This is a genomic window from Proteus columbae, assembly GCF_002777965.1.
In the GTDB taxonomy this organism is placed as follows: Bacteria; Pseudomonadota; Gammaproteobacteria; order Enterobacterales; family Enterobacteriaceae; genus Proteus; species Proteus columbae.
The window spans coordinates 1-26557 of the sequence record NZ_NGVR01000007.1 but is presented as its reverse complement, the minus strand read 5'-3'; the positions used below and the strand labels follow the sequence as shown (position 1 = coordinate 26557).

The 26557-nt window shown below is 41.0% G+C and carries 25 protein-coding genes and 2 tRNA genes; 6 read left to right on the top strand and 21 right to left on the bottom strand.

What is annotated here, in order from left to right:
• The first annotated feature begins 19 nt into the window (after positions 1-19).
• Positions 20-382: a hypothetical protein gene (locus CBE70_RS01830; protein ID WP_232797327.1), complete on the top strand. Its 363-nt coding sequence runs from the start codon at positions 20-22 to the stop codon at positions 380-382.
• 23 nt (positions 383-405) lie between these two features.
• On the opposite strand, the gene CBE70_RS01825 is transcribed toward CBE70_RS01830, so the two are convergent.
• On the bottom strand, positions 406-846 hold the full coding sequence (locus CBE70_RS01825; RefSeq protein WP_100157972.1) for a YhbP family protein: 441 nt from the start codon (positions 844-846) through the stop codon (positions 406-408).
• Positions 847-960: 114 nt separating this feature from the next.
• Positions 961-1212 carry a YdgH/BhsA/McbA-like domain containing protein gene (locus CBE70_RS01820; RefSeq protein ID WP_075673608.1) on the bottom strand — a complete coding sequence of 84 codons (252 nt, stop codon included), beginning with the start codon at positions 1210-1212 and terminating at the stop codon, positions 961-963.
• A gap of 288 nt (positions 1213-1500) precedes the next feature.
• Between CBE70_RS01820 and CBE70_RS01815 the strand changes: the two genes are divergently transcribed.
• Entirely contained in the window at positions 1501-1797 is a 297-nt protein-coding gene (locus tag CBE70_RS01815) for a GIY-YIG nuclease family protein (RefSeq protein ID WP_100157971.1), read from the top strand.
• Here CBE70_RS01815 and CBE70_RS01810 read toward each other — a convergent pair.
• Positions 1794-2300, bottom strand: a complete 507-nt coding sequence (locus CBE70_RS01810) for a GNAT family N-acetyltransferase (protein WP_100157970.1) — start codon at positions 2298-2300, stop codon at positions 1794-1796. The two genes, CBE70_RS01815 and CBE70_RS01810, sit on opposite strands and share 4 nt — an antisense overlap.
• Positions 2294-2827: a ubiquinone anaerobic biosynthesis accessory factor UbiT gene (ubiT, locus tag CBE70_RS01805; RefSeq protein WP_006535669.1), complete on the bottom strand. Its 534-nt coding sequence runs from the start codon at positions 2825-2827 to the stop codon at positions 2294-2296. The genes CBE70_RS01810 and ubiT overlap by 7 nt, the downstream gene beginning before the upstream one ends.
• Positions 2828-3043: 216 nt before the next feature.
• Here ubiT and ubiU point away from each other — a divergent pair, with 216 nt between their 5' ends.
• The gene (gene ubiU, locus CBE70_RS01800; RefSeq protein ID WP_100157969.1) at positions 3044-4039 is read left to right on the top strand and encodes a ubiquinone anaerobic biosynthesis protein UbiU; all 996 of its coding nucleotides are present in this window, start codon (positions 3044-3046) and stop codon (positions 4037-4039) included.
• 13 nt (positions 4040-4052) lie between these two features.
• Positions 4053-4931, top strand: coding sequence for a U32 family peptidase (locus tag CBE70_RS01795; RefSeq protein ID WP_100157968.1), 879 nt, complete (start codon positions 4053-4055; stop codon positions 4929-4931).
• Between the two features lie 39 nt (positions 4932-4970).
• Here CBE70_RS01795 and CBE70_RS01790 read toward each other — a convergent pair whose 3' ends face one another.
• The 3 genes from CBE70_RS01790 to CBE70_RS01780 are packed head-to-tail and all read right to left on the bottom strand — an operon-like array spanning position 4971 to position 8262.
• Positions 4971-6134, bottom strand: coding sequence for an ABC transporter permease (locus CBE70_RS01790; RefSeq protein WP_100157967.1), 1164 nt, complete (start codon positions 6132-6134; stop codon positions 4971-4973).
• Positions 6134-7279: an ABC transporter permease gene (locus tag CBE70_RS01785; RefSeq protein WP_100157966.1), complete on the bottom strand. Its 1146-nt coding sequence runs from the start codon at positions 7277-7279 to the stop codon at positions 6134-6136. The genes CBE70_RS01790 and CBE70_RS01785 overlap by 1 nt, the downstream gene beginning before the upstream one ends.
• An 11-nt stretch (positions 7280-7290) precedes the next feature.
• Complete coding sequence (locus CBE70_RS01780; RefSeq protein WP_100157965.1) at positions 7291-8262, bottom strand: HlyD family secretion protein; 972 nt, start codon at positions 8260-8262, stop codon at positions 7291-7293.
• Positions 8263-8496: 234 nt separating this feature from the next.
• Between CBE70_RS01780 and CBE70_RS01775 the strand changes: the two genes are divergently transcribed.
• Complete coding sequence (locus CBE70_RS01775) at positions 8497-10200, top strand: sensor histidine kinase (RefSeq protein ID WP_100157964.1); 1704 nt, start codon at positions 8497-8499, stop codon at positions 10198-10200.
• 2 nt (positions 10201-10202) lie between these two features.
• Positions 10203-10919 (top strand): two-component system response regulator BtsR, encoded by a 717-nt coding sequence (gene btsR / locus CBE70_RS01770; protein WP_100157963.1) that lies wholly within the window; start codon positions 10203-10205, stop codon positions 10917-10919.
• A gap of 111 nt (positions 10920-11030) precedes the next feature.
• On the opposite strand, the gene CBE70_RS01765 is transcribed toward btsR, so the two are convergent.
• From CBE70_RS01765 to folP, 14 genes are all read right to left on the bottom strand, one after another.
• Positions 11031-12908, bottom strand: coding sequence for a DEAD/DEAH family ATP-dependent RNA helicase (locus CBE70_RS01765; RefSeq protein WP_100157962.1), 1878 nt, complete (start codon positions 12906-12908; stop codon positions 11031-11033).
• Positions 12909-13079: 171 nt separating this feature from the next.
• Entirely contained in the window at positions 13080-13967 is an 888-nt protein-coding gene (gene nlpI / locus CBE70_RS01760; RefSeq protein WP_100157961.1) for a lipoprotein NlpI, read from the bottom strand.
• A gap of 112 nt (positions 13968-14079) precedes the next feature.
• A complete protein-coding gene (gene pnp / locus CBE70_RS01755) occupies positions 14080-16209 on the bottom strand; it encodes a polyribonucleotide nucleotidyltransferase (protein WP_100157960.1) in 2130 nt (709 codons plus the stop codon).
• Between the two features lie 250 nt (positions 16210-16459).
• Positions 16460-16729, bottom strand: coding sequence for a 30S ribosomal protein S15 (rpsO, locus tag CBE70_RS01750; RefSeq protein ID WP_023583571.1), 270 nt, complete (start codon positions 16727-16729; stop codon positions 16460-16462).
• A 123-nt stretch (positions 16730-16852) separates the two neighbouring features.
• Positions 16853-17806: a tRNA pseudouridine(55) synthase TruB gene (gene truB / locus CBE70_RS01745; RefSeq protein ID WP_100157959.1), complete on the bottom strand. Its 954-nt coding sequence runs from the start codon at positions 17804-17806 to the stop codon at positions 16853-16855.
• Positions 17806-18207 carry a 30S ribosome-binding factor RbfA gene (gene rbfA, locus CBE70_RS01740; RefSeq protein WP_099073997.1) on the bottom strand — a complete coding sequence of 134 codons (402 nt, stop codon included), beginning with the start codon at positions 18205-18207 and terminating at the stop codon, positions 17806-17808. The genes truB and rbfA overlap by 1 nt, the downstream gene beginning before the upstream one ends.
• Before the next feature lie 302 nt (positions 18208-18509).
• Positions 18510-21266, bottom strand: a complete 2757-nt coding sequence (gene infB, locus CBE70_RS01735; protein WP_100157958.1) for a translation initiation factor IF-2 — start codon at positions 21264-21266, stop codon at positions 18510-18512.
• 22 nt (positions 21267-21288) lie between these two features.
• Entirely contained in the window at positions 21289-22797 is a 1509-nt protein-coding gene (nusA, locus tag CBE70_RS01730) for a transcription termination factor NusA (RefSeq protein ID WP_006535691.1), read from the bottom strand.
• 20 nt (positions 22798-22817) lie between these two features.
• A complete protein-coding gene (gene rimP, locus CBE70_RS01725; protein ID WP_036914691.1) occupies positions 22818-23270 on the bottom strand; it encodes a ribosome maturation factor RimP in 453 nt (150 codons plus the stop codon).
• 202 nt (positions 23271-23472) lie between these two features.
• A tRNA-Met gene (locus tag CBE70_RS01720) sits at positions 23473-23549 on the bottom strand.
• Between the two features lie 60 nt (positions 23550-23609).
• A tRNA-Leu gene (locus CBE70_RS01715) sits at positions 23610-23699 on the bottom strand.
• A gap of 58 nt (positions 23700-23757) precedes the next feature.
• A complete protein-coding gene (gene secG, locus CBE70_RS01710) occupies positions 23758-24102 on the bottom strand; it encodes a preprotein translocase subunit SecG (protein WP_036914692.1) in 345 nt (114 codons plus the stop codon).
• A gap of 165 nt (positions 24103-24267) precedes the next feature.
• A complete protein-coding gene (glmM, locus tag CBE70_RS01705) occupies positions 24268-25605 on the bottom strand; it encodes a phosphoglucosamine mutase (RefSeq protein WP_023583574.1) in 1338 nt (445 codons plus the stop codon).
• A complete protein-coding gene (gene folP / locus CBE70_RS01700; protein WP_100157957.1) occupies positions 25602-26444 on the bottom strand; it encodes a dihydropteroate synthase in 843 nt (280 codons plus the stop codon). Before folP ends, glmM begins: the two co-directional genes overlap by 4 nt.
• Between the last annotated feature and the right edge of the window lie 113 nt (positions 26445-26557).

Sequence of the window (26557 nt, the reverse complement as noted above, 5' to 3'; positions counted from 1 at the left end):
TTTTATGATGATATTTGATATGAAATTAGCACTTTTTCCTTTGTTTTCAATAATTTTACTTTCGGGTTGTAGCAGTACTTGGGAACCTAAAGGTGCATCAGATTACACATTACAGGAAGCTAAAATGCTTTGTGAATTCGATGCCAATACTCGCTACCCTATTCGCAAAGAAGTGCTACAACGTACAGTCTATCGTGATGTACAAAAAACGTGTCGTAAAGACGATAAAGACCACTGTGGGGATAAAAAAACCTACACTGAACGTGTCCCAATGACAGAAAGTTATGTTGAAGACATTAATCAAGAAGACAGAAAAACCTTCTATACCTCATGTATGTCTTTAAAAGGATGGGAGCAGAAAAACCATTACTTTTGGGAATAGCAGAAAGTTAAGAAAAAATCAGTTTAATCACGTTGCCAATAGAGCTTAGTACCAAAACCCAATTGATTATTCACCATCTTAATTTCTTGCAATTGTAGCTCCCATAAAGGCACATGGATGGCGGCTAATGCGACAGGAAAACGTAAACAATACTGTTTTCTTGCGTTGATGTCGTCCTTACCTGTCAGTAAAGAAACAGTTCCAGTAAATTGGATCCCTTGTAAATCTGAGACAGCAATTTCTTGCGTACTAACACTTCCTGCAACTAATAAGTTTTCCTGCATCATTTGAGCATGCCGTGTTTTCTTTTCAGAAAGAAAAACAAGCCTCATCTGATTTTCATCAAACCAATAAAAACAATTAGCACACCAAATATCACCCAATGAACGTGTGGTACATAAGGTAAAAACATGGTTATTGCTCATGTATTGTTTAATTATTTTGATCGAGTCTAGAGAAGACATAACATACCTGTATAGATACAAAAAGAGACGCTGTTTAGTTGATAATTATATCACCAAAACGAGCGTCTTACCGCGTGTCTCTTATTACAGGTTATTTATCGGAAATAGTTTAAATTAACGATAAATTTCAGCATTTACAGTAAGGTAATCATCACCTGTTGCACCTACAACTTTAAAGCCTTTTGCACCTTCATCTTTTGCGATTTGGGCAATCTTAGTTGTTAAACCATCTAAAGTATCGCTACCTGTGATTGTGATATACTCACCATTCACTGAAGGACTTTTTGATACGCTATCAGATGCGATTGAACCGAATGAAATAGCACTTAAAGCTAATGTAGCAGCGATTAATGTAGATTTTTTCATAATAAACTCCAAATAAATTCTAATTTTTGCTAGGTATCGCGGAGTGTCTCTCTGTGATGTGGATCATATTATGCGCTTTAGTTTAACTTTAAAATTAGCAATAATTGCTGTTCATTTTCAAAAAAATTGAATGTCATTTTTTTAATGATAGAATCTATTGTCACAAATATTTCACAACATATTGATATATCTAATAGATTTCATTTTAATAAAGCGATAAATTACTCACTTAAAAAATTAAGAAATATTATTTATCAAAAGCAAAAGTAGCACGAAAAGGAAAAAATGATGACGGAGACAATGTGGTCACTCTATATTGTTAGAAATCGTCTCGGTTCTCTTTATACAGGGATCACAACAAATGTTGAGAGGCGTTTTCAACAACATCAGAATGGAACTGGTGCTAAAGCACTGAAAGGTAAAGGCCCTTTATTACTGGAGTTTTATTGTCAGGTAGGAAATAGACAACGTGCTTCTCAACTTGAATACCAATTGAAACAGTTGAAAAAGACGCAAAAAGAAAAGCTGATCATTGACCAGCCTTCAGACATTGCACTGTATTTAATACAAGATAAACAAATTTAGCTAAATTGATCAAACAATGGTGAATAGTTGACTAAACCATGGATATCATCAACATTGCCATTTTCTAACGCATAAAGCTGAAAAGCATCTTCTGTATCAGGCCATTTACAATGTAAGCCTTGTGACTTAGCTGGAATAAAACCTGATTTTTGATAGTACTCAGGCTCCCCCAACACCACAACAGCACCGTAACCAAATTCATTTAGGCTATCTAGCCCTTCATTAATCAGTTGACGTCCAATACCTTGGTTTTGGAAATCAGGTGCAACAGCAAGTGGTGCAAGCCCTACCCACTGACAATCTTTTCCATCAATATCAACAGGTGTAAAACCGATATAGCCAATCAATTGGCCCTTATCGCTAATTGCCACCATGCCTAATGTTAATAACCCTTCTTCACGTAAATGTCCGACTAAATCAGCTTCAGCACCTGTCGGAAACGCTTGGCGTAAAAGGTTATCAATTGCAGGAATATCAACGGGAATTTCAACACGTATTAGCATGAAGTTGAGCTCAGTTCATGGCTGTGCAGAGTGTCTTCTTTTTCTTCTTGAAGCCCACTTTTTACAAACTCAGCCAGTTGTAATAAACCAAAACGCAACACAGATGGCATTGAGTCTAATTCAATTGCATCCATCAGGTTCTTAACATATAACCCGAGTTCTGTATCACCCTCAATTTGTAGACGACGTTGGAAAAATAAGGTGTCAGGATCTTCTTTGCGAGCAGCAATTAAAATAAGATCGTTTGCATTTCCGCTAAAGCTGACATCTTCTTTTTCTAAGCGACTGACCACTAATTTATCATCACGAACACTGATAAACCACTGTAAATGTAAGTCTCTTATCTCAACTTTTAGCCACTTATCTTCTAAAAAGTGTAAATCACCTTCAGCTAATGATTCACGAAACTGCCAACTTAAAAACTGTTCTAAGATGTCGCGTTGCAAAGCAAATGGGGTAACTTGTAAAGGGTAACGTAAAAAACGAGGCCCCTCTTTAACCAAATGGGTACGAATTTTGTTAAACACGTTCGGACTCCTATAAATAAAATTACGGGCTATTGTGCCAGATATAGACAGATATTCTGCGATCCTATATCAATATTCGGTTAATCCGTTGTTCACATTTTGAGTTCTTTGATTTTACTTAAGCAAAAAACAGAGTTCTCTGCCCTAAATCAAAACCTTTTTTTATCTTGCTCATTACAATTTCTGATCATTCTTAATTTCTAAAGGGAAGTGAAGATGGAATTGCTGTGCCCAGCGGGTAATTTACCTGCCTTAAAAGCGGCCATAGATAATGGCGCGGATGCCGTTTATATCGGCTTAAAAGATGATACTAATGCAAGACATTTTGCTGGTTTAAATTTCACAGAAAAGAAGTTACAAGAAGCGGTTAATTATGTTCATCGCCACCAGCGAAAATTGCATATTGCAATAAACACCTTTGCTCACCCTGATGGATTTGAACGCTGGCAAAAAGCCGTTGATATGGCGGCATCTTTAGGGGCTGATGCTCTTATCTTGGCGGATATCGCCATGTTAGAGTACGCTGCAGAGCGTTATCCTCATATTGAACGTCATGTTTCAGTGCAAGCCTCAGCAACTAATACACAAGCTATTGAGTTTTATCAACGTAACTTCGATGTGGCTCGCATTGTTCTTCCTCGTGTTCTATCTATTCATCAAGTCAAACAATTAGCACAAACTAGCCCAGTACCTTTAGAAGTTTTTGCCTTTGGTAGTTTATGTATTATGGCTGAAGGTCGATGCTATCTCTCTTCTTATTTAACAGGCGAATCCCCTAATACCGTAGGTGCTTGCTCTCCTGCTCGTTTTGTACGTTGGCAACAGACACCTCAAGGAATGGAATCTCGCCTTAATGATGTGCTTATCGACCGCTATTCACCTAATGAAAATGCAGGTTATCCAACATTGTGCAAAGGGCGCTATTTTGTTGATGACCACTGTTATCACGCATTAGAAGAGCCAACAAGCCTCAATACGCTTTCTCTGTTGCCTGAGCTAATGGCAATGAATATTGCATCTGTCAAAATTGAAGGTCGTCAACGTAGCCCTGCTTATGTAACAGAAGTCGCAAGAGTTTGGCGTACTGCTATTGATCAATGTAAGAAAAATCCTCAAGGCTTTAGCACAGATCCTCGCTGGATGAACGCATTAGGAAAAATTTCAGAAGGAACGCAAACCACATTGGGTGCTTATCACCGTAAATGGCAATAATAAGGATAAGAAAATGAAATATGCATTAGGCTCTGTACTTTATTATTGGCAAAAAGAGACACTTGAAGCGTTTTATGAAAAAGCCAAACAATGTGATGCGGATATTATTTATTTAGGTGAGACTGTTTGTAGTAAACGCCGAGAGACCAAGCCCCAAGATTGGATAAATCTCGCCAAAGAAGTCGCTAAAAGTGGTAAACAAGTGGTTCTTTCTACCTTAGCGTTATTACAAGCACCTTCTGAATTAAAAGAAATTGCGAAGTTAGTTGATAACGGTGAGTTTTTAGTTGAAGCACATGATTTTGGTGTGATTAATATGCTTTACGAACGACATCTTCCTTTTGTCGCAGGCCACGGGCTTAATTGCTACAACGCTTATGCGTTACGTTTGTTGCATAAACAAGGAATGATGCGTTGGTGTATGCCTGTTGAGCTTTCTCGTGAATGGTTAAGTAACCTTCTAAACCAATGTGAAACATTAGGCATTCGCGATCAATTTGAAGTTGAGGTATTTGCTTATGGGCATCTTCCTTTAGCTTATTCCGCGCGCTGTTTTACTGCGCGTTCTGAAAATCGCTCTAAAGATGATTGTGAAACCTGTTGTCAAAAATACCCTCAAGGCCGTAAAGTCCTTTCACAAGAAAATCAGCAAGTATTTGTTCTTAATGGCATTCAAACACAAAGTGGCTATTGTTATAACTTGGGTAACGATCAAACATCAATGGCTGGTTTAGTGGATATTATCCGTTTATCTCCTGAATCTGACGCAATTTTTGATACTTTACAAAAATTTCGCCAAAATGGGCAAGGTCAACAACCCCTTACAACGATTCATCATCATGATTGTAATGGCTATTGGCGTAAGTTGGCTGGATTAGAATTAGTAGAGTAAAAATATAATATGTTGGAATAAAAAGCCCATAAGGGCTTTTTATTTTGACTCACCACGATCATGTAACCAATGTTTAAATTGGTGTGTAATATGTCTTAATTCACCATTGCGTAGCATTCCCACCAGCGTACCTAATACCGTATAAATCACGCCTAAAACGAGCATCATCACGATATCACCCAAGATGCTTTGGAATGACAGCCCCATTTGGTTAATCCCTGCCATGGCATTTACTGCCCATGTAGAAGGTAATGCGGATGAAATCGCAAATACCCAGTCAGGCATTGCTTGTAATGGCCAAATCGTACCAGAAATATAGAACACGGGTGTTGTAACAAATGCGAGTGTCAGATAAATCATCTCAACACTGCGTAAACATTCTGTAATTAGCTTGCCGAGACCTAATACTGCCAATAGGAATGGGAAAGTAAGCATCCATATTTGGTAAAGCGGAGCCTCTTGTCGGTAACCTAATACCCAAGGCCATAATGCAAAGAAGACGGCAGATAAAAATAACCAAATAGGAATAAGTGCCGATAGCGCCCCTAAATACACAGCCAAAGGTGGTTTTCCTTTTGGCGTACTTCGCACTGCAATGCTGACACGCACACAAGCAATTAAAAGGGAGTGTTGTAATAACATCACTAATAATCCAGGGAAAATAATCGCAGCAAAACTCACACCGGGGTTATACATCGCTATAGTTTCGCCTTGGATTGGCTTTAATAAGATTTTTGATTGTTCAACACTAAAGCCTGCATTTCTCAAAATACGTCCATTGTAAGCATCTAATAACTGTTGATACGCCAGCATCAACTCTTGTTGAATTTGCCCGCTAGCCAGCCGGTTTGTTGCATCACCAAAGACTGGCACAGTGACATCTTTACCATTGAGTAATTTCTTCTCAAAATCAGTTGGAATAATAATGATGGCAAAAAGCTCACGCATAATCATATCGTGACGAGCTTCATCTAAATTATCGTAGTTCTTAATGCTTAATTTAGGTGTCGAGTTTAATGCCCTTATAAGCGAATAACTGGCAGGACTATGGTCTTGATTAATCACAGCCACAGGCAAATCCCATAAAACAGGTTTGGCATATACCAAACTCATAATGCATAGGGAAACGATAAGTAACATCCACATGGGTTTTTCTAACATACCCAATAGAACACGCTTAAAAGTTTGGAAGTACATTTGCATCATGCAACACCTACCTGTAATTCCAATCGTTTAAAAATACGTTTGCGAACTAAGAAAGCGATAGCAAAAGGATAAATCAGCAAGAGTGAACAAACATATAAAATACCTTGTAGTGATACTTCTCTTAAGAAGATATCAAACATCGCATTTAAGGCGTGCGTTAATGGCTCTAAATTAGAGATAATCCGTGCAGGTAAGATCATCGAAAGTTCAGGTACAGCCATGCCTGAAAATGCCAAGGCAATACTCACCAACATACCTATCATACTGTATGCCGTGATCGCACTATTGGTAAACGCAAAGAGCAGCAATCCCACACTTTGAGCTGCAATAATGTAGAAAAACCCCACTAACACCATATATAGCGGATTACCGTTCACCTTCGCCCCCGAAAAATGCACTAATGCCGCTAATTCAACAATTAATAAGGTTAAGAAAAACAGCGTGTAAGGAGTGAGTTTACCAATAAGTGCAAATGTGAAGGGCTTAATATTTAATAGCATATTACCGCGCGATAACGAATAAATCGTACAGGTCACGACAAATAGCTGGAGCATATGGATCGTAGCTGCAAATTGCTGGTAATAAATATAACTGCCACTGGCATTAAACAAACTGTCATAAGAGAGAGTCACTTTGGCTAATGGTGGAACAGGTTTATTCATTTCTTGAGCTAAAACAGTGCGATATTGCGCATTAAGCTCTGCAATTAGTCCGCTAAAATCCTGTATTGCATAGCTCCCAGCGGCATAATACAACCCGTTGTAATACATACGTGTAGTGGGTTGTTTTCCTGCTAATACCTTACTTTCAAAGTGTCGAGGAATGGTCAGTATCGCGTAATCTTTTGCACTACCAAGCCGTTCCATTGCCGTGCGAGGATTACCATCTAGCGTATTTAATTGCGCATGAGAGCCTGCATTTAAGTCTCTGATCAGTGTTCTCGATAACGGGCTATTATCGTTATTGATCACTGAGACTGGCAAATTCAGCAATGTACCTTCAGAAAAGTTAGCACTAATTAACGTGAATAACATCAATGGAAATAGCCAGCTTAGCCAGTGAAAAACGGGGCTACGTACTGCCATATGAGTTTCTCGCGAAAATGCGCTACTAAAGCCACGCCAAGCTGCCTTTACTCTCATTGTTTGTCCTTTTATTTATCCCAACGCCATAATGCACTCATGCCGGGGCGAAGCCCTTCTATTGGCGTCACAGGATATAGTCGGATCTCAAACGTTTTTAAATCGAAATCACCCGTTGCTCTTGTTGCTCTTTTTGTTGCGTAGTCACCCATTGGAGCGATATAGCGAATTTCAGCTTCTACCTCTTTATTACCTAATGCGGGCACCGTGATTATAATGCGATCACCTTTGCGGATATCCGCTAAGATGTCTTCACGAAGGTTATAAACAAAATAGGCATCAGGAATACGAATAAGGGTAGCAAGCGGGCTATTGGCATTAAAAAGTTCACCTATTTCCGCAGGAATAGGACCAACTTCACCATCAACAGGTGCTTTGACTTGTAAATCGTCTTGTTGGATCTTCAATTCGATAAGCTGTTGTTCTGCTTGTTGTACTGCTGCTGTATATTTCTGGCGTAATTCAATGCGATCGCCATTTTTGGCTTCATCCAACTCGGCTTGCGCGCCTCTGACTCGTTGTGATGCAACATCACGGTTACGGCGTGCATTATCCAGTTCTGTCGCTGATACATAACCTTGGTTAGCCACTGCGCTGATCCGCTGATAATCTCTTGTCGCATTGGCTGCTTCTACTTTGGCTTGAGATAACACCGCTTCTAGGTTACGGATGCTCTCTTCTCTTGTACCATGTAATGACAAATCTAATTGAGCTTGAGCTTGTGCTTTGGCGGCCTCAAGTGCAGCGACTTGTGCATTGAGTTCAGGGCTTTCTAATGTGATCATCAATTGCCCTTTTTTGACATCATCACCTCGCTCTATATGCCGTTCTATGACACGACCTTTGGCTTTAGAGGCAACAATCACTTCTGGAGCGTCAACTTCTCCTTGCAATAATAAATATTGATTATGCGCACGGAAAAGTATGGCTAATGCAATGAGTATTAGCATTAATAAAATAAGATAAATGGCTCTTTTTTTCATATAACGATTAGACCTTAATAGTGAAGTAGAACACTCACTGACAGAGTTATATTACACAATAACTCAGAATTTCTTTAAGAATTTTGTGCGCCAGATCACTGACGCAAAGGAATATTTTCTTTGATAGTGCGATTAAGTTATTCTTATATCAAACTTTATCGCCTAATTAATATCCCCGTTTTATCTGAACTTTTTATGTTTATCAGATAGAAAAGAGAACGGTACTTAATACTTATGTATGAATTTGATCTTATTTTGCTGTTATTACAGCAAATGTGCGTTTATTTAATTATTGCTTGGTTTTTAAGCAAAACCCCGCTATTTACGCCGCTTTTACAGGTCACGATAAAACTACCACATAAATTAATGTGCTATGTCATATTCTCTATTTTCTGCATTATGGGTACCTATTTTGGGCTACATATTAATGATTCTATTGCTAATACGCGGGCTATTGGCTCTGTCTTAGGCGGGTTGCTAGGAGGCCCTTACGTCGGCTTTCTCGTTGGTTTTACGGGGGGCTTACACCGCTATTCACTTGGTGGTATGACTGCATTTAGCTGTATGGTGTCTACCATTGTAGAAGGATTAATTGGCGGATTAGTTCACCGTTATTACGTCAAGCACGGGCAAATGCACCGGATTTTTAATCCATGGACCGCAGCGGCAGTGACTTTCTTTGCCGAAATAATACAGATGAGCATCATCTTATTATTAGCTCGCCCATTTAATGAAGCGCTTGCCTTAGTGAAAGATATTGCAGCGCCAATGATTGTCGCAAATACCGTTGGTGCTGCGATGTTTATTCGAATATTACAAGATAGACGGGCAATATTTGAAAAATATACCAGCGCATTCTCAGCTCAAGCATTAAAAATTGCCGTTTGTACCGAAGGTATTTTGCGTAAAGGATTTAATCAAGATAATAGCACTCGTGTGGCAAAAGTCATTTATCAAGAACTAAGAGTCAGTGCTGTTGCGATTACAGATAGAGAAAAACTTCTCGCCTTTATTGGTATTGGTGCTGATCATCATTTACCGGGTACACCTATTTCATCAGAACAATCCAAGCAAGCCATCAATAATAATGAAGTTGTTTATGCAGATGGTAATGAAACACCTTACCGTTGCACGCTTTCACCCCATTGCAAACTGGGCTCAACCTTAGTTATTCCATTGAGAGGCGAAAATAACCAAGTCATTGGCACAATAAAACTTTATGAGGCTAAAAATCGCCTATTTAGTTCTATTAACCGAACCCTAGGTGAAGGGATTGCAAGTCTATTATCTGCACAAATTCTGGCTGGACAATATGAGCGAAATAAGCAATCTCTTTTAGAATCAGAGATTAAACTTCTCCATGCGCAAGTGAATCCCCATTTTCTTTTTAATGCATTAAATACACTACAAGCGGTTATTCGACGTGATAGCGAACAAGCAAAGCAATTAGTGCAATTTCTCTCTGCTTTCTTTCGTAAAAATTTAAAAAGACCTGAAGCTGTTGTGACATTAAGTGATGAGATTGAACATGTGAATGCCTATTTACAAATCGAAAAAGCCCGTTTTCAGGAACGTTTACAGATTGATATTCAAATTCCTGAAAGCCTAGCTAATGCTCGTCTACCTGCTTTTTCACTTCAACCAATGGTCGAAAATGCAATTAAACATGGAACGTCACAGTTATTAGATATCGGAAAGATTACAATTAGAGCACACCAAGAACACCATTTAATCATTATTGAAATCTGTGATAATGCGGGACTTTATCAACCTCAATGCCCTTCTCATGAATTAGGGTTAGGAATGAGGCTGGTGGATAAGCGATTAAAATTACGCTATGGCGAGCTTTATGGTGTTTTAGTGGAATGCCAAGCCGATGAATATACAAAGGTAAAAATTTGCTTACCTCTAGAGAAAAGTATGGATAACACTGCATAACAATGAATATATTAATCGTTGATGATGAGCCGTTGGCTCGTGAAAATTTACGTTGTTTACTTGAAGTAGAAAAAGATATTCATATTGTTGGTGAATGCAGTAATGCAATTGAAGCCATAGGAGAGATACACCGTAAAAAGCCCGATGTTGTCTTTCTGGATATTCAAATGCCACGCATTACAGGGCTTGAAATGGTCACAATGCTGGATCCTGAACATCGTCCTTATATTGTCTTTTTAACTGCATTTGAAGAGTATGCAATCCAAGCCTTTGAAGAGCATGCCTTTGATTATCTACTCAAACCTTTAGAGCAAGAGCGCCTTACTAAAACATTGAACCGTTTACGCCAAGGTAATAAACAGAATATTGATTTATTATCCCCACCAGAAGAACGTTTAAAATGCATTCCTTGTACCGGTCATAGCCGTATTTGGTTAATGCCAATTGATGAGGCCGTATTTGCAACATCAAGGCTCAGTGGGGTTTATGTAACCAATAATCAAGGCCAAGAAGGTTTTACAGAATTAACGTTGCGTACATTAGAAACGCGGACACAACTAGTCCGTTGTCATCGTCAATATTTAATCAATATGGATTATGTTAATGAGATTGTTTTTGGTGATAATGGACAAGCGGAATTAATATTACACAATAACAGCCAAATTCCTGTCAGCCGTCGATATTTAAAACCATTAAAAGAAGCGATTGGTTTAAGTTAATTAATAAAATCTCGTAATAAAATAAGTATAAAAAAAACCAGCCAACTTACATTGACTGGTTTTTATTTTTTGTCATCGACTCAAATTTAATATTGAGTTGATTGTAGGCTCTTATTGGTTATGAGAGCTGCTACGACGACGTGGTGTTCCTTCGTTATTACGGTTACCACGGAAGTTACCACGTTCACCACCACGATCATTATTACCACGGCGTTGAGGTTGATCACCATTATTAAAACGGCGACCGCCTTGTGGTTGACCATCACGGCGACTATTGCCACGGCGTTCACGGAAAGGCTGAGATTGAGCATCACCCACTAATTGCATATTCAGTGGTTTGTTCATAATACGTGTACGTGTGAAATGGCTTAATAAATCTGTTGGCATACCTTTTGGTAATTCAATGGTTGAGTGAGAACCATACAGTTTGATATTACCAATGTAACGGCTGCTGATATCGCCTTCGTTAGCAATTGCACCAACGATATGACGAACTTCAACACCATCATCACGACCCACTTCGATACGGTATAAATCCATTTCGCCAGCATCACGACGTTCACGACGAGGAGAACGCTCGCGATCGTTATCACCGCGACGGCGATCATCACCACGACGATCGTCACGATCGTTAAATTCACGGCGAGGACGACGAACTGGATCTGGTGGCAGGATAAGCGCACGCTCACCTTGAGCCATTTTCAGTAATACCGCAGCCAGTGTTTCCATATCTAACGCTTCTTCACCTTGTGGAGCTAATTTAGGTAACAGAGCACGATACTGGTCAAGGTTGCTAGTTTCTAATTGTTGTGCGATTTGCTGTGCAAATTTTTCCTGACGACGTTGGCTGATAAGCTCTGCATTTGGCAGTTCTACTTCAGGAATAGTCATCTTCATTGTACGTTCGATATTGCGCAGTAAACGACGCTCACGGTTATCAACGAATAAAATTGCACGGCCAGCACGACCCGCACGGCCTGTACGACCAATACGGTGAACGTAAGACTCTGAATCCATTGGGATATCATAGTTTACAACAAGGCTGATACGGTCAACGTCAAGACCACGAGCAGCAACGTCAGTCGCGATTAAAATGTCTAAACGACCATTTTTCAGGCGCTCTAATGTTTGCTCACGCAGTGATTGGTTCATATCACCGTTTAACGCTGCGCTGTTATAACCATTACGCTCTAAAGCTTCAGCAACTTCTAATGTTGCATTTTTAGTACGAACGAAAATAATTGCCGCATCAAAATCTTCAGCTTCTAAGAAACGAATTAACGCTTCATTTTTACGTGCGCCGAATGTCATCCAATAGCTTTGGCTAATGTCTGGACGTGTCGTTACGCTACTTTGGATGCGTACTTCTTTCGGATCGTTCATAAAACGACGAGTAATACGACGAATCGCTTCTGGCATTGTTGCAGAGAACAGTGCAGTTTGGTGTTCTGCTGGGATCTTACTTAAAATGTTTTCAACATCTTCAATAAAGCCCATACGTAACATTTCATCAGCTTCATCTAATACTAAACCTTTCAGTTTAGATAAATCTAATGTGCCACGGTTTAAATGGTCTAATAAACGACCTGGTGTACCCACAACAACTTGTGGACCTTGACGTAACGCACGTAATTGAACGTCGTAACGCTGACCACCATACAGTGCAACAACATTTACTTTTGGTAAATGCTTAGAAAAATCTTCAATGGCTTCAGCAACCTGAACCGCAAGTTCACGAGTCGGTGCTAAAACTAAAATTTGTGGTGCTTTTAATGATTCGTCGAGATTGTGTAATAACGGCAGGCTAAATGCGGCAGTTTTACCACTACCGGTCTGTGCCATACCTAAAACATCATTACCATTTAAAAGGAAAGGAATACATTGTTGCTGAATTGGAGAAGGCTTCTCGTAGCCTAAGTCATTCAGTGCAGTCAAAATAGGTGCTGATAAACCTAGATCAGCAAAAGTCATATCGGTTTCAGTAGTCATGTCACTGTGCCTCATTCATTATGGCAGCCAGTTGACATAACATACCGCATGGTTTGTCGGTCTTTATCATCTAAAATGTGAACTGGCTCAAATTATATTATTAAACGAACAAACAAGCCCTCATCCTATGTAGATGATGGCTTTCAAACTGATCAGAGAAATGTTCGTCAGCTATTGCTGGTCCGATTCCGCTAGGTCTTCTTGTTGGCCTAACAGTGCTAATTCCAACAATGCGTAGCGGTGCTCAACAAAGTTATGTGCGTTGTTGGCAACCGTCAGCTTGAATAACGCTTCTGCGCTATCCATGTCCCCCAGACTTAGGTAATACTTACCTAAATAGAAGTTAGTTTCACTAAGATGCTCAGCGAGCGAAGTGTTATCGGTTGAAGCTTCATTTAGTTTCAACATTAATGTTTTCTCATTAATATCGCCTAAATAAAACTCAACTATATTCCATCCCCATTGCCCCGTTTTATTCGCCTGCTGGTATCGCTGTTTTAGCTGTTGTTTAGCCAAATCAGTGTTTATCTCTTTTTCTACAAGATATAACCAAAGCGAACGAATGGGATCATTTGGATCGACCTGATAAAACGCCTGCAGATCATCCTGCGCCAATTTCAATCGGCCACCGTAGTACAAAGCGATACCACGATTAAAACGCGCATTATTGTAAGTTGGATCAAGCTCTAAAACAGAATCAAACGCTTCATAAGCAGCATCGTAATTCGCTGCCTGCGTAAAATAGATACCTAGAAAATTAAAAATTTCTAGCATATCTGGTCGTATTGATAGCGCCATTGAAAAATCATTACGCGCTAAAGCTCGTAAACCGAGGCTATCATACAGCACACCACGCTCATATAAAAGCTGTGCGTATTCATCTTCGGTTAATGAACGGCTCGCTAGGATTTGTTCTATACGAGCCAATATCACTTCTTGTTGTAAAGAAGGCTGCAATGGTGTGGCAAAAATCGCATTCTGGCGCCACTCTGGACTAGTGCTGCATCCGGAAATAAAGATGAAAACAGCAATAGAACAACTGCGCAGAAATGTTTTCATTTCTCACTCCCAAAGTCAGACCTTTCAACAAAAAGCGTTCAAGACGTCCTACTTGTCAATCATAATAAGTCTCTACCGATACCTATGTCTAGATATCGGTAGTAGAATATCATTAATTCGCAGAATCTTCAGAAGAAGTTTCTGTTGCTTCCTGCTGATTAGCTTGAGCTTCTTTCATGCTTAAGCGAATACGGCCTTGACGGTCAATTTCCAGTACTTTAACTGGAACTTCTTGACCCATTTCCAAGTAGTCACTCACTTTCTCAACGCGTTTGTCTGCGATTTGAGAAATATGAACCAGACCTTCTTTGCCGCCACCGATAGCAACGAATGCACCGAAATCTACGATACGGGTTACTTTACCGTTGTAGATACGACCCACTTCAACTTCAGCAGTAATTTCTTCGATACGTGCGATAGCTTGTTTTGCTTGATCGCCACTTGTTGCAGCAATCTTCACTGTACCATCATCTTCGATTTCGATAGTTGTGCCAGTTTCTTCCGTTAATGCACGGATAACTGAACCACCTTTACCGATAACGTCTTTGATCTTGTCTGGATTAATTTTGATAGTATGAATGCGTGGTGCGAATTCAGAAATATCAGCACGAGGTTGGCTAATTGCATCTTCCATTACGCCTAAAATGTGTAGACGTGCGCTTTTCGCTTGGTTTAATGCAACTTGCATGATTTCGCGAGTGATACCTTCGATTTTGATATCCATTTGTAATGCGCTGACACCGTTACGGCTACCCGCAACTTTAAAGTCCATATCGCCTAAATGGTCTTCATCACCCAGAATATCGGAAAGAACAACAAAGTTGTCGCCTTCTTTCACTAGACCCATTGCAATACCGGCAACAGATTCTTTAATTGGTACACCTGCATCCATCAGTGCTAAAGAAGCACCACAAACAGATGCCATTGAAGATGAACCATTTGATTCAGTGATTTCAGAAACCACACGAACGGTATATGGGAATTCTTCAATTGTTGGCATTACTGCTAATACACCACGTTTTGCTAAACGGCCATGACCGATTTCGCGACGTTTTGGTGAACCCATCATGCCTGTTTCACCAACAGAGTATGGAGGGAAGTTATAGTGCAGTAAGAATGTATCAGTGTGCTCACCCATGATGTCATCAATAGTTTGAGCATCACGCGCAGTACCTAATGTAGCAGTGACCAGAGCCTGAGTTTCACCACGAGTGAACAGTGCTGAACCGTGAGTACGTGGTAATAAACCTGTGCGAATGTCTAACGCACGTACCATGTCTTTTTCACGACCATCAATACGTGGTTCGCCAGCTAATACGCGAGCACGAACGATGTTTTTCTCAAGACCTGAGAAGATTTCGCTGATTTCAGCTTCATCTAAAGTTTCATCTTCAGCTACTAATGTCGCGATGACTTCATCACGGATAGCTTCGATTTGTTCATAACGCTCTTGTTTCTCAGTAATACGGTAAGCATCACCAATACGAGCTTGTGCTAATTGTGCAATGCGGTCATGTAAAGGTTGGTTGATGGCTTCTGGCGCCCAATCCCATTTCTCTTTACCCACTTCTGCAACTAATGCATTGATGTTTTCGATCACAACTTGTTGTTGATCATGACCAAATACGACTGCACCTAACATTTCTTCTTCTGATAATAAATCAGCTTCTGATTCTACCATCAGTACCGCGCCTGCAGTACCTGCAACCACTAAGTCTAATTTACTAACTTTCAGCTCATCAACAGTTGGGTTTAGAACATATTGTCCATCGATAAAACCAACACGAGCACCACCGATAGGGCCATTGAATGGAACACCTGACAGCGCTAATACCGCAGAAGCACCAATCATTGCAACGATATCTGGGTTAACTTGTGGGTTAACTGAAACAACGGTAGCAACGATTTGAATTTCGTTTAAGAAACCTTCTGGGAATAATGGGCGTAAAGGGCGGTCAATTAAACGTGCAATTAACGTTTCGCCTTCACCAGGACGACCTTCACGACGGAAGAAGCTACCTGGGATACGACCAGCAGCGTATGAACGCTCTTGGTAGTTAACAGTTAATGGGAAGAAATCTTGTCCAGCTTTAACTTTTTTCTTTGCAACAACAGTAACAAAAACAGCGGTGCCGTCCATGTCAACCATAACAGCAGCTGTTGCTTGACGCGCCATCATGCCTGTTTCTAATGAAACAGTATGTTGACCGTATTGAAATTTACGAACTGTAGGATTCAGCAAAATAATATCCTTTATCTTATTGTCGCCAGATGTTTAGCGACGATGAATGATCTTTTCTCCGCTACGTCCCCTCGCGACTAATGAAAATATTAACCACTTAATGATAAATACTTTCATTAGCCGCGCGAATTGTCGTAACTAGAGAGACTAAATAACAATCACCACATTAAAACATAACGACTAATATTAAAAATAGCACTTTCTAGTAGAAAAGGGGCCAACAGGCCCCTTTCCACTGAAACTCGCTTGATTAGCGACGCAGACCTAAACGTTCAATCAGTGCAGAGTAACGAGCAACATCTTTACGTTTCAGGTAGTCCAGCAGATTACGACGGCTGGAAACTTTACGCAGCAGACCACGACGGCTGTGGTGATCTTTTTTGTGCTCTGAAAAGTGACCTTGCAGGTGGTTGATTTCTGCAGTCAGCAGTGCAATCTGAACTTCGCTTGAGCCAGTATCGTTAGCATCACGACCAAATTCAGCAACGATTTGTGCTTTCGCTTCAGTACTTAGAGACATAATAAACTCCAAATTAAGTAAAATTTTCAGATAGCCAATCTCTAATTCAGCTATCCAACTCAGCCACCTAAACAGATAGCCGCATTATTCTACGCTTCAAACACTTTTAGCGCAAGATTGCTATTAAGTGTTATCTTGTGCGCTATAGTCTACAACCACTCTTTTCGGAGCAACTAGGCCATCTTTAATGATAGCAAGACCAATGAATTTTTTTTCATCGCCTTCAGTTACTCTTACCCATTCGCCTTCATTGATGTCATGATTAACACGAACAGGCTGCCCCAGCTTAAGATAACCCGCAATAATTGTGGTCAAATTCACAACAGGAAAATGTGCAACAGCGGTATCCATAGGCAATAACAGTGCATCAAGCGCCAAGAAAGGATCTTCTTGTGTAGTTTGAGCATTCTCTATCATCGCTCTTAATTGCTCTAACGTGACCATTCGCTCTTTAGGATAATCTGCGACTTCTAATCGACGTAAGAAAATAACGTGAGCACCACATTGTAATTTCTCACCAAGATCATCAATAATTGTTCGAATGTAAGTGCCTTTAGAACAATGAATTTCCAGCTCTAGCTCATCACCTTCCCAGCGAATAAACTGGAGTTCATAAACCGTGATGGGTCTTGCTTCACGCTCAACTTCAATGCCTTGTCGGGCGTATTCGTAAAGCGGTTTACCTTGATGCTTTAAAGCAGAGTACATTGAAGGGACTTGCAATGTTTCGCCGCGAAAACTATCTAAAGCATCATCTAAAGCCTGCTGTGTAAATTGTACTGGGCGCTCTTGAATAACCTCGCCATGTGCATCAGAGGTATCTGTACGTTGCCCTAAACGTGCAATAACGCGATAACGCTTATCTGAATCCAATAGAAACTGTGAAAATTTCGTTGCCTCACCTAAACAAATAGGGAGCATACCTGTTGCTAAAGGATCCAATGCTCCTGTATGCCCTGCCTTACTGGCATTAAACATACGGCGGACTTTTTGGAGTGCATCGTTAGAGGAAATATCTTGGGGTTTATCGAGTAGCAATACGCCGTTAATCTCACGCCCCTTACGACGACGCCCCATTATTTATCCTCTTTGTGACGACGCTCTTCATCGCTTTTAACGACGTTAGAAACTAAGTTAGACATACGCATACCTTCAACTAATGAGTTGTCATAAGCAAATGTCAGTTCAGGTACAATACGTAAACGCATCGCTTTACCTAATAAAGAACGAATAAAACCAGCGGCTTCATTAAGTGCAGTTAAACCATCTGCAACCATCTCTTCTTCGCTTTTTTCACCACCTGATAAGTTTAAAAAGGTGACAAATACTTTGGCATAAGCCAAATCACGAGAAATTTCAACGCCAGAAACCGTTGCCATTCCAATACGAGGATCTTTGACTTCGCGTTGTAAAATGATGGCGATTTCTTTTTGCATTTCCTGAGAAACACGCTGACTACGGCTAAAATCTCTTGCCATTTTATCTCTCCCTGACAATAGGGTATCGCCCTGATTGTCATTGCTAATTCAAATCTAAAATCAATGATATCTAAAGAGTATACATGAAGTGGTATTTAACAACCGCTTTCTCTGATTTCTTTCTTTAGAAATAAAATGTTTCTTTGGTGCTATTTTACCCTGTTATTTCACTTTCATAAATTACTGAAAGGCAATCTATTTCGGTTATGTTGAAAAATGAAGAGGAAATAAAAGGAGAATACAGCAAAGAAAGGAATAAGAAGGGAGCCCTTAAGCTCCCTTTTAAAACAAGACGTACTAAATTAATCAATAGAACGTTTGATTTCGATAACTTGGAAGACTTCAATCATGTCGCCAACACGGACATCGTTGTAGTTTTTCACACCGATACCACATTCCATGCCGTTACGTACTTCGTTGACGTCATCTTTAAAGCGACGCAGTGACTCAAGTTCGCCTTCATAGATAACCACGTTATCACGTAGAACACGAATTGGATTATTACGTTTGATGTTACCTTCAACCACCATACAACCCGCAATTGCGCCGAATTTAGGTGATTTAAACACATCACGGACTTCTGCAAGACCCATGATTTCTTGTTTATATTCAGGTGCCAACATACCGCTCATTGCCAGTTTGATTTCGTCAATCAGGCTATAGATAACGGAGTAGTAACGTAAATCAACGCTTTCTTGTTCAATGATACGGCGAGCAGATGCATCAGCACGAACGTTGAAGCCAAGAATGATTGCGTTAGAAGCAGCGGCTAATGTTGCGTCAGTTTCGGTGATACCACCTACGCCTGAACCAATGATTTTCAGTTTAACTTCATTAGTAGACAGTTTAACTAATGCATCAGTAATCGCTTCACAAGTACCTTGAACGTCTGTTTTCAGAACGATGTTCAGTTCAGAAGTTTTACCTTCTTCCATGTTAGCAAACATGTTTTCCAGTTTAGATTTCTGCTGACGAGCCAGTTTAACATCGCGGAATTTACCTTGACGGTATAATGCAACTTCACGCGCTTTCTTCTCGTCACGAACAACCGTTGCTTCATCACCCGCAGAAGGAACGTTAGACAGACCTAAAATCTCAACTGGCATTGATGGACCAGCAGATTGAACGTCTTGGCCTAATTCGTTACGCATTGCACGAATACGACCGTATTCGAAACCACACAGAACGATGTCACCTTTATTCAGTGTACCTTCACGGACAAGAATAGTTGCAACTGGACCACGGCCTTTATCAAGGTAAGATTCGATAACAACACCGCTTGCCATACCTTCTTTAACTGCTTTCAGTTCAAGAACTTCAGCTTGTAAAAGGATAGCATCCAGCAGTTCGTCAATACCTAAACCTTGTTTTGCAGATACATGCATAAACTGAGTTTCGCCGCCCCACTCTTCTGGCAGGATGCCATATTGAGACAGTTCAGTTTTAACGCGATCTGGATCAGCTTCGTGTTTATCAATTTTGTTCACTGCAACAACAACAGGTACGTTTGCTGCTTTTGCGTGTTGGATTGCTTCGATAGTTTGTGGCATTACACCATCATCTGCTGCAACAACCAGAACAACGATATCCGTTACCTGAGCACCACGAGCACGCATTGAAGTAAACGCGGCGTGACCTGGAGTATCTAGGAAGGTGATTTCACCTTTGTCAGTTTTAACGTGGTAAGCACCGATATGCTGGGTGATACCACCCGCTTCGCCTGATGCTACTTTCGTTGAACGAATGTAGTCCAGTAATGATGTTTTACCATGGTCAACGTGACCCATGATAGTCACAACTGGTGCACGAGATACTGCGCTTTCTTCGCCAGTATCACGATCGCTCATGACTTGTTCTTCTAACTCGTTTTCACGACGTAAGATAACTTTATGACCCATTTCTTCAGCAACAAGCTGTGCAGTTTCTTGGTCTAAAACCTGATTAATGGTCGCCATAGCACCCATTTTCATCATGGTTTTGATAACTTCAGACCCTTTTACTGCCATTTTGTTAGCAAGTTCGGCAACAGAAATAGTCTCACCGATAATAACATCACGGTTTACAACAGCGGCTGGTTTATTAAAGCCTTGCTGTAATGAGCTACCTTTACGTTTACCTTTCTTGTTAGTACGGCCAGCAGCTCGTGCTTCTTCACGATCTGCTTTTTCAGAATGGCGATTGTTTTTCTTAGGACGAGGAGCCTTAGCGTTGCGACCACGACCGCGGCCACCTTCAACTTCAGCATCACTTTCATCTTCGGCATCACGAGCATAACGTGATGTTGTTACATGATAGTCTGAGCCTTCAGTTTCTGGCGCTTTAGGTTCAGCAGTCCATTTTTCAGCATTTTCTTCAGCTAAACGACGTGCTTTTTCTGCTGCAACTCGTGCTTCTTCTTCCGCTTTACGGCGCTGTGTTTCTTCCGTTTTACGCTTCAGTTCAGCCTGTTCAGCATTGCGACGTGCTTTTTCCTGATCTGCTGCTTTATCAGCTTTTGGTTTATCGTTTTGTTTCACTTTATCTTTTTCCGCTGCTTCGCGCTTAGCTAATTCCGCTGCTTCACGTTTTGCTTCTTCAGCTTCACGTTTTGCTTTTTCTTCGGCGTCTTTCTGTGCCTTTTCAGCTTCACGTTTTGCTTTTTCTTCAGCTTCGCGCTGTGCTTTCTCTTGTGCTTCGCGCTGGGCTTTTTCTTCGGCTTCGCGATGCGCCTTTTCTTCCGCTTCACGCTGAGCTTGCTCATCCGCTTGCGCTTTTTCAACGGCGTCACGGTTCACATAAGTGCGTTTTTTGCGGACTTCGATGGCTACTGATTTACTTTTGCCACCTGTACCAGGAACACTTAACGTACTACGCACTTTGCGTTGTAACGTTAATTTTTCTGGTTGGTTGGTTGATACGTCTTTATCACGATTCAACCAAGCCAGTAAGGTTTCTTTCTCTTTTTGGGAGACAGAATCAGAGACGGTCTTCTTAATACCGGCATCAGCAAACTGCTGTACCAAACGTTCAACCGGTGTCTGAATCTCTTCTGCCAGTGATTTTACTGTTTCATCTGTCATTCTGTTCCTTCCTGCTCAGTTGTTACGCATCATTCCCAAACCAGCAGATATTACGTGCGGCCATAATGAGTTCGCCTGCGCGTTCACTATTTAAACCTTCAATATCAGTTAGGTCGTCGATACCCTGTTCGGCAAGATCTTCCAGTGTGCAGATACCACGGGCAGCTAGATCAAATGCTAAAGAGCGCTCCAAGCCTTCGAGAGCTAATAAGTCCTCTGCTGGCTGGTTATCGCCTAGGCTTTCTTTTTGAGCCAACTCAATCGTTGTTAGTGCAGCTTTTGCTCTTTCACGTAGAGCTTCAACGGTATCTTCATCTAATCCGTCAATAGCCAGCAGTTCACTGATTGGCACATAAACTAACTCTTCAAGGGTAGAGAAACCTTCTTCAACTAAAACAGTTGCGAAGTCTTCATCAATGTCGAGATGCTTAGTAAATATTTCAATGGCTGCGTTTGCTTCTGCCTGATGTTTTGCATTCAGTTCATCAGCAGTCATGACGTTTAATTCCCATTTGTCATCACCACGATGTTTTTTCAGTAACTGTGCTGCCAGGCGAACGTTTTGACCATTTCGGCCGATTGCCTGAGCAAGGTTACTGCTTTCGACGGCAACATCCATTGTGCATTTGTCTTCATCGACAACAATAGAAGCAACATCTGCCGGAGCCATTGCATTAATGACGAATTGTGCAGGATTATCATCCCACAGAACAATATCAATTCGCTCGCCGCCCAATTCGCTGGAAACGGCTTGTACACGTGCACCACGCATACCAACACAAGCACCCACTGGGTCAATACGCTTGTCGTTAGTTTTTACTGCGATTTTGGCACGAGAACCTGGATCACGCGCTGCCGCTTTAATTTCAATGATTTCTTCGCCAATTTCTGGTACTTCAATGCGGAAAAGTTCAACCAGCATTTCAGGGCGAGAGCGTGTCACGAAAAGTTGCGCACCACGGGTTTCTGTACGTACGTCGTATAAAACACCACGTAAACGGTCACCTGGACGGAAGTTTTCACGCGGTAACATATCTTCGCGTAAAATAACCGCTTCGGCGTTATTGCCTAAGTCTAAAGTAATATTTTCACGGTTCACTTTCTTCACAACACCCGTGATAATTTCGCCTAGTTGTTCGCGGAATTGATCAACAACCATTGCTCTTTCAGCTTCACGTACTTTTTGTACGATAACTTGTTTAGCGGTTTGTGTTGTAATACGGTCGAAAGTAACAGATTCAATCTGATCTTCAATATAACCACCTAGTTCAATACTAGGATCTTCATATTGAGCCGCTTCAAGTGTGATTTCACGAGTAGGTTGAGTCACTTCATCAACGGCAACCCAACGACGGAATGTATCAAAGTCACCCGTTTTACGGTCGATACATACGCGAACGTCAATTTCTTGCTCGTATTTTTTCTTAGTTGCTGTCGCTAGTGCGGTTTCCAGTGCTTCAAAAATCTTTTCACGAGGAAGAGATTTTTCGTTAGAGACCGCTTCCACAACAGCCAGAATCTCTTTGTTCATCCTAGTTGCCTCTTCAAAACTTAAAAGTGGGGTACCAGGTTAGCTTTCTGGATGTTGCTCAGTGCGAACACTTCGTCTTTACCATCCACAGTAACCGTGATCATTTCGCCAGCGACAGACTTAATAATGCCCTGCCATTTACGGCGGTTTTGCATTGCAATTCGTAATACAATAGCGGCTTCTTCACCGATAAATTGCTCATAATGCGTTGCAGTGAATAAAGGTCGTTCTAAACCAGGAGAAGAGATCTCAAGGTTATAAACTGTTTGAATTGGATCTTCAACATCCAGCACAGCACTGACCTGGTGGCTAACATCAGCACAATCATCAACAGTGATACCGTCTTCACTATCAATATAGATGCGCAATGTTGATTCTCGGCCACGAATAAACTCAAGACCGACAAATTCAAAGCCTAATGCTTCTACTGGTGCTGAAACCATCGCTGTTAATTTTTGCTCTAATGTGGACAAACCCACCCCCAAGGCATAAAAAAAGGGCCTATAGCCCAGTATTCTATTCTCTGATAACAAAAAACCCCGAAATTCGGGGCTTTATGCAACTGGACCCTGTAACTTGCCATTCGAGAATAACCTCTTCTTACGGCACATTCCACTCAGGATCATAATCGGTTCAACAAGATGATTAATGAGAAAAGTGCTGTATTGTTAGAAGTGGTTGCGGGGGCCGGATTTGAACCGACGACCTTCGGGTTATGAGCCCGACGAGCTACCAAGCTGCTCCACCCCGCGTTCGAAAAACGTGGCAAATTTTACGCTGATAACAAGCAAAACGCAAGCTATCTGGAATAATGGTGCCGAGAACGGGACTTGAACCCGTACGCCCGTTTTATAGGCACTACCACCTCAAGGTAGCGTGTATACCAATTTCACCACCTCGGCACTTAATGAGACTGTTACTGCGTAAAAATTAACAATCTCATTTAAATCTTTACTTAGTTTACTGCGGAATATCTGTATTTGCTGGCGCTACAGGCGCTGCTAATTGCTCAGCTTTTTTAGCTTCTTCTGTAGTCTGCTCGATAGACATCCATTTGCTGTCTTCACGCACAGTTTTATTGGCACTTAGATTACCTAAAATAAGGGCAAGTACAATAAAAGCTGTCGCTAAAACAGCGGTCATACGGGTCATAAAGTTAGCTGAACCGCTTGAACCAAATACTGTACCGGAAGCACCTGCACCAAAAGAAGCGCCCATATCAGCACCTTTACCCTGCTGTAACAGGATCAGACCAACTAGCCCTGTTGCTACAATGATAAGAATAACAATGAGTGCCGTATACATTTGCGTTACCTTTTCTATGGAACTTATCGTCTTAACGATAACCTTCGATTGCTTCACCCGCTTTAGTTCAAGACCTTACTAAGCGGGTGTGAATACTAACCAAAGCTGAACTGACAAGCAAGGTTATTTTTCTACAAAGTGATTGATTGAAGAAAAAAGCATCAATTAACCAACGTGCTTCACAGCGTCTGCAATACGATTTGCCATCGCAGTGACTTGTTCTTCATTTTCACCTTCAACCATGACACGAATTAAAGGTTCTGTTCCTGATTTACGCAGCAATACACGACCTTTACCAGCAAGTTCTTCTTCAACCGCTTTAGCGACTTTCTGAACTTCAGGTGTTTGTAAAGGATCGTGGCTACCCGTAAAGCGAACATTCACTAAAATTTGTGGTAATAGTTTCATGCCACTGCATAGATCATGCAGACTCATATGGTTACGTACCATTGCACTTAAAACTTGTAAACCTGCAACAATACCGTCACCTGTAGTCGTTTTATCTAATAAAATAATGTGACCTGAGTTTTCAGCACCTAAACGCCAGCCTTTCTCTTGTAATTTTTCAAGCACATAGCGGTCGCCCACTTTTGCTCTTACAAAAGGAATACCTAGTTGTTTAAGTGCAATCTCTAATCCCATATTGCTCATTAGTGTACCAACTGCACCACCGCGTAATTGGCCTTGGCGTAACGCTTCTCTCGCAATAATGTAGAGAATTTGGTCACCATCAACTTTTAGACCTTGATGATCAACCATGATGATACGGTCACCATCACCATCAAAAGCTAAACCAACATCAGCGCCTTCTTCTAATACGCGTTTTTGCAACATACGAACATCTGTTGCACCACATTCTTCGTTGATATTGATACCTGTTGGTTCACAACCAATAGTGATCACTTCAGCACCTAGTTCACGAAATACGTTTGGCGCAATATGGTATGTTGCACCATGCGCACAATCGACAACCACTTTTAGACCATTAAGATTGTTTTCATTCGGGAAAGTCCCTTTGCAGAATTCAATATAACGACCTGCCGCATCTACAATACGATTTGCACGACCCAGCTCTGCTGATTCAACACAAGTTATTGGCTTTTCCATTTCGGCTTCAATGGCTTCTTCTACTTCATCGGGTAATTTAGTGCCATCAATAGAGAAGAATTTGATCCCGTTATCGTAATAAGGGTTATGAGAAGCTGAAATAACAATCCCAGCTTCAGCACGGAATGTACGCGTTAAATAAGCAACAGCAGGTGTTGGCATTGGCCCTGTAAATGAGGCTGATAAACCTGCCGCAGCTAAACCAGCTTCTAATGCAGATTCCAGCATATAGCCTGAGATACGTGTATCTTTACCAATAATGATTTTGCGAGAGCCATGACGTGCTAATACTTTGCCCGCAGCCCAACCCAGTTTTAATACAAAATCAGGTGTAATTGGACTATCACCTACTTTTCCACGGATACCATCTGTTCCAAAGTATTTACGTTCGCTCATTCATTATTTTCCTTTGCAGAAAGAGTCGCTTGTACGACTTTCATCGCATCAACAGTCTCTTTGACATCGTGTACACGAATAATTTGTGCGCCTTGCATCGCTGCAATGACTGCGCATGCCACGCTACCAGCAACACGCTCTTGTGGTGGTACATTCAATAGTTGTCCAACCATTGATTTGCGTGACATTCCAGCAAGTATGGGTAGACCAAAGTGATGAAGTTCACTTAAGTGTGCTAATAATTGGTAATTATGCGCTAAATTTTTACCAAAGCCGAATCCTGGATCAAGAATAATTTGATTTTTTTCGATCCCAGCATCAACACAACGTTGAATATTTTCTTGTAAAAAACGATCAACATCTATCATCACATTCTCATAATGTGGTGATTGTTGCATAGTTTTAGGGTCACCTTGCATATGCATAATACACACAGGTAAACCCGTTTTAGCGGCAGCTTCAAGTGCGCCTGGCTCTTGTAAAGAGCGAATATCATTGATAATTGAAGCACCTACATTTGCTGATTCAGTAATGACTTGAGCCTTGGATGTATCAACTGAAATCCAAACATCAAAACGCTGACGAATAGCCTCAACAACAGGAACAACACGCTGCAACTCTTCATCAATAGAGACATCACTTGCACCAGGTCTAGTAGACTCACCACCAATATCGATGATAGAAGCCCCTTCAGCGATTAATTTTGCGGCATGGTTAATTGCATCATTAAGTGAATTATGAGTGCCACCATCAGAGAAAGAGTCTGGAGTAACATTCAAAATCCCCATAACTTGAGGTGTCGATAAGTTAAGTTCGGTTCCTCTAGCCATTAATTTCATTTCATTGATACCTTCATAAAAAAACCCCAGAAGTGAACTGACCCCAGTTTATTGGACAGTTTAAATTAGTTAGGTAAAGACTGAGTTCGGTATTGAACTGGACTCAGTCCTTT

What these genes read in the sequence shown, in the direction of transcription:
- CBE70_RS01795 (WP_100157968.1), top strand. Translation starts at nt 4,053, where the DNA reads ATGAAATATGCATTAGGCTCTGTACTTTATTATTGGCAAAAAGAGACA.
- CBE70_RS01765 (WP_100157962.1), bottom strand. Translation starts at nt 12,908, where the DNA reads ATGACTACTGAAACCGATATGACTTTTGCTGATCTAGGTTTATCAGCA.
- CBE70_RS01820 (WP_075673608.1), bottom strand. Translation starts at nt 1,212, where the DNA reads ATGAAAAAATCTACATTAATCGCTGCTACATTAGCTTTAAGTGCTATT.
- CBE70_RS01785 (WP_100157966.1), bottom strand. Translation starts at nt 7,279, where the DNA reads ATGAGAGTAAAGGCAGCTTGGCGTGGCTTTAGTAGCGCATTTTCGCGA.
- CBE70_RS01810 (WP_100157970.1), bottom strand. Translation starts at nt 2,300, where the DNA reads ATGCTAATACGTGTTGAAATTCCCGTTGATATTCCTGCAATTGATAAC.
- truB (WP_100157959.1), bottom strand. Translation starts at nt 17,806, where the DNA reads ATGGGGCGTCGTCGTAAGGGGCGTGAGATTAACGGCGTATTGCTACTC.
- CBE70_RS01790 (WP_100157967.1), bottom strand. Translation starts at nt 6,134, where the DNA reads ATGCAAATGTACTTCCAAACTTTTAAGCGTGTTCTATTGGGTATGTTA.
- CBE70_RS01815 (WP_100157971.1), top strand. Translation starts at nt 1,501, where the DNA reads ATGACGGAGACAATGTGGTCACTCTATATTGTTAGAAATCGTCTCGGT.
- CBE70_RS01775 (WP_100157964.1), top strand. Translation starts at nt 8,497, where the DNA reads ATGTATGAATTTGATCTTATTTTGCTGTTATTACAGCAAATGTGCGTT.
- CBE70_RS01825 (WP_100157972.1), bottom strand. Translation starts at nt 846, where the DNA reads ATGTCTTCTCTAGACTCGATCAAAATAATTAAACAATACATGAGCAAT.
- ubiU (WP_100157969.1), top strand. Translation starts at nt 3,044, where the DNA reads ATGGAATTGCTGTGCCCAGCGGGTAATTTACCTGCCTTAAAAGCGGCC.
- nusA (WP_006535691.1), bottom strand. Translation starts at nt 22,797, where the DNA reads ATGAACAAAGAGATTCTGGCTGTTGTGGAAGCGGTCTCTAACGAAAAA.
- infB (WP_100157958.1), bottom strand. Translation starts at nt 21,266, where the DNA reads ATGACAGATGAAACAGTAAAATCACTGGCAGAAGAGATTCAGACACCG.
- btsR (WP_100157963.1), top strand. Translation starts at nt 10,203, where the DNA reads ATGAATATATTAATCGTTGATGATGAGCCGTTGGCTCGTGAAAATTTA.
- secG (WP_036914692.1), bottom strand. Translation starts at nt 24,102, where the DNA reads ATGTATACGGCACTCATTGTTATTCTTATCATTGTAGCAACAGGGCTA.
- nlpI (WP_100157961.1), bottom strand. Translation starts at nt 13,967, where the DNA reads ATGAAAACATTTCTGCGCAGTTGTTCTATTGCTGTTTTCATCTTTATT.
- rpsO (WP_023583571.1), bottom strand. Translation starts at nt 16,729, where the DNA reads ATGTCTCTAAGTACTGAAGCGAAAGCACAAATCGTTGCTGAATTTGGT.
- CBE70_RS01780 (WP_100157965.1), bottom strand. Translation starts at nt 8,262, where the DNA reads ATGAAAAAAAGAGCCATTTATCTTATTTTATTAATGCTAATACTCATT.
- CBE70_RS01830 (WP_232797327.1), top strand. Translation starts at nt 20, where the DNA reads ATGAAATTAGCACTTTTTCCTTTGTTTTCAATAATTTTACTTTCGGGT.
- glmM (WP_023583574.1), bottom strand. Translation starts at nt 25,605, where the DNA reads ATGAGCGAACGTAAATACTTTGGAACAGATGGTATCCGTGGAAAAGTA.
- rbfA (WP_099073997.1), bottom strand. Translation starts at nt 18,207, where the DNA reads ATGGCAAGAGATTTTAGCCGTAGTCAGCGTGTTTCTCAGGAAATGCAA.
- folP (WP_100157957.1), bottom strand. Translation starts at nt 26,444, where the DNA reads ATGAAATTAATGGCTAGAGGAACCGAACTTAACTTATCGACACCTCAA.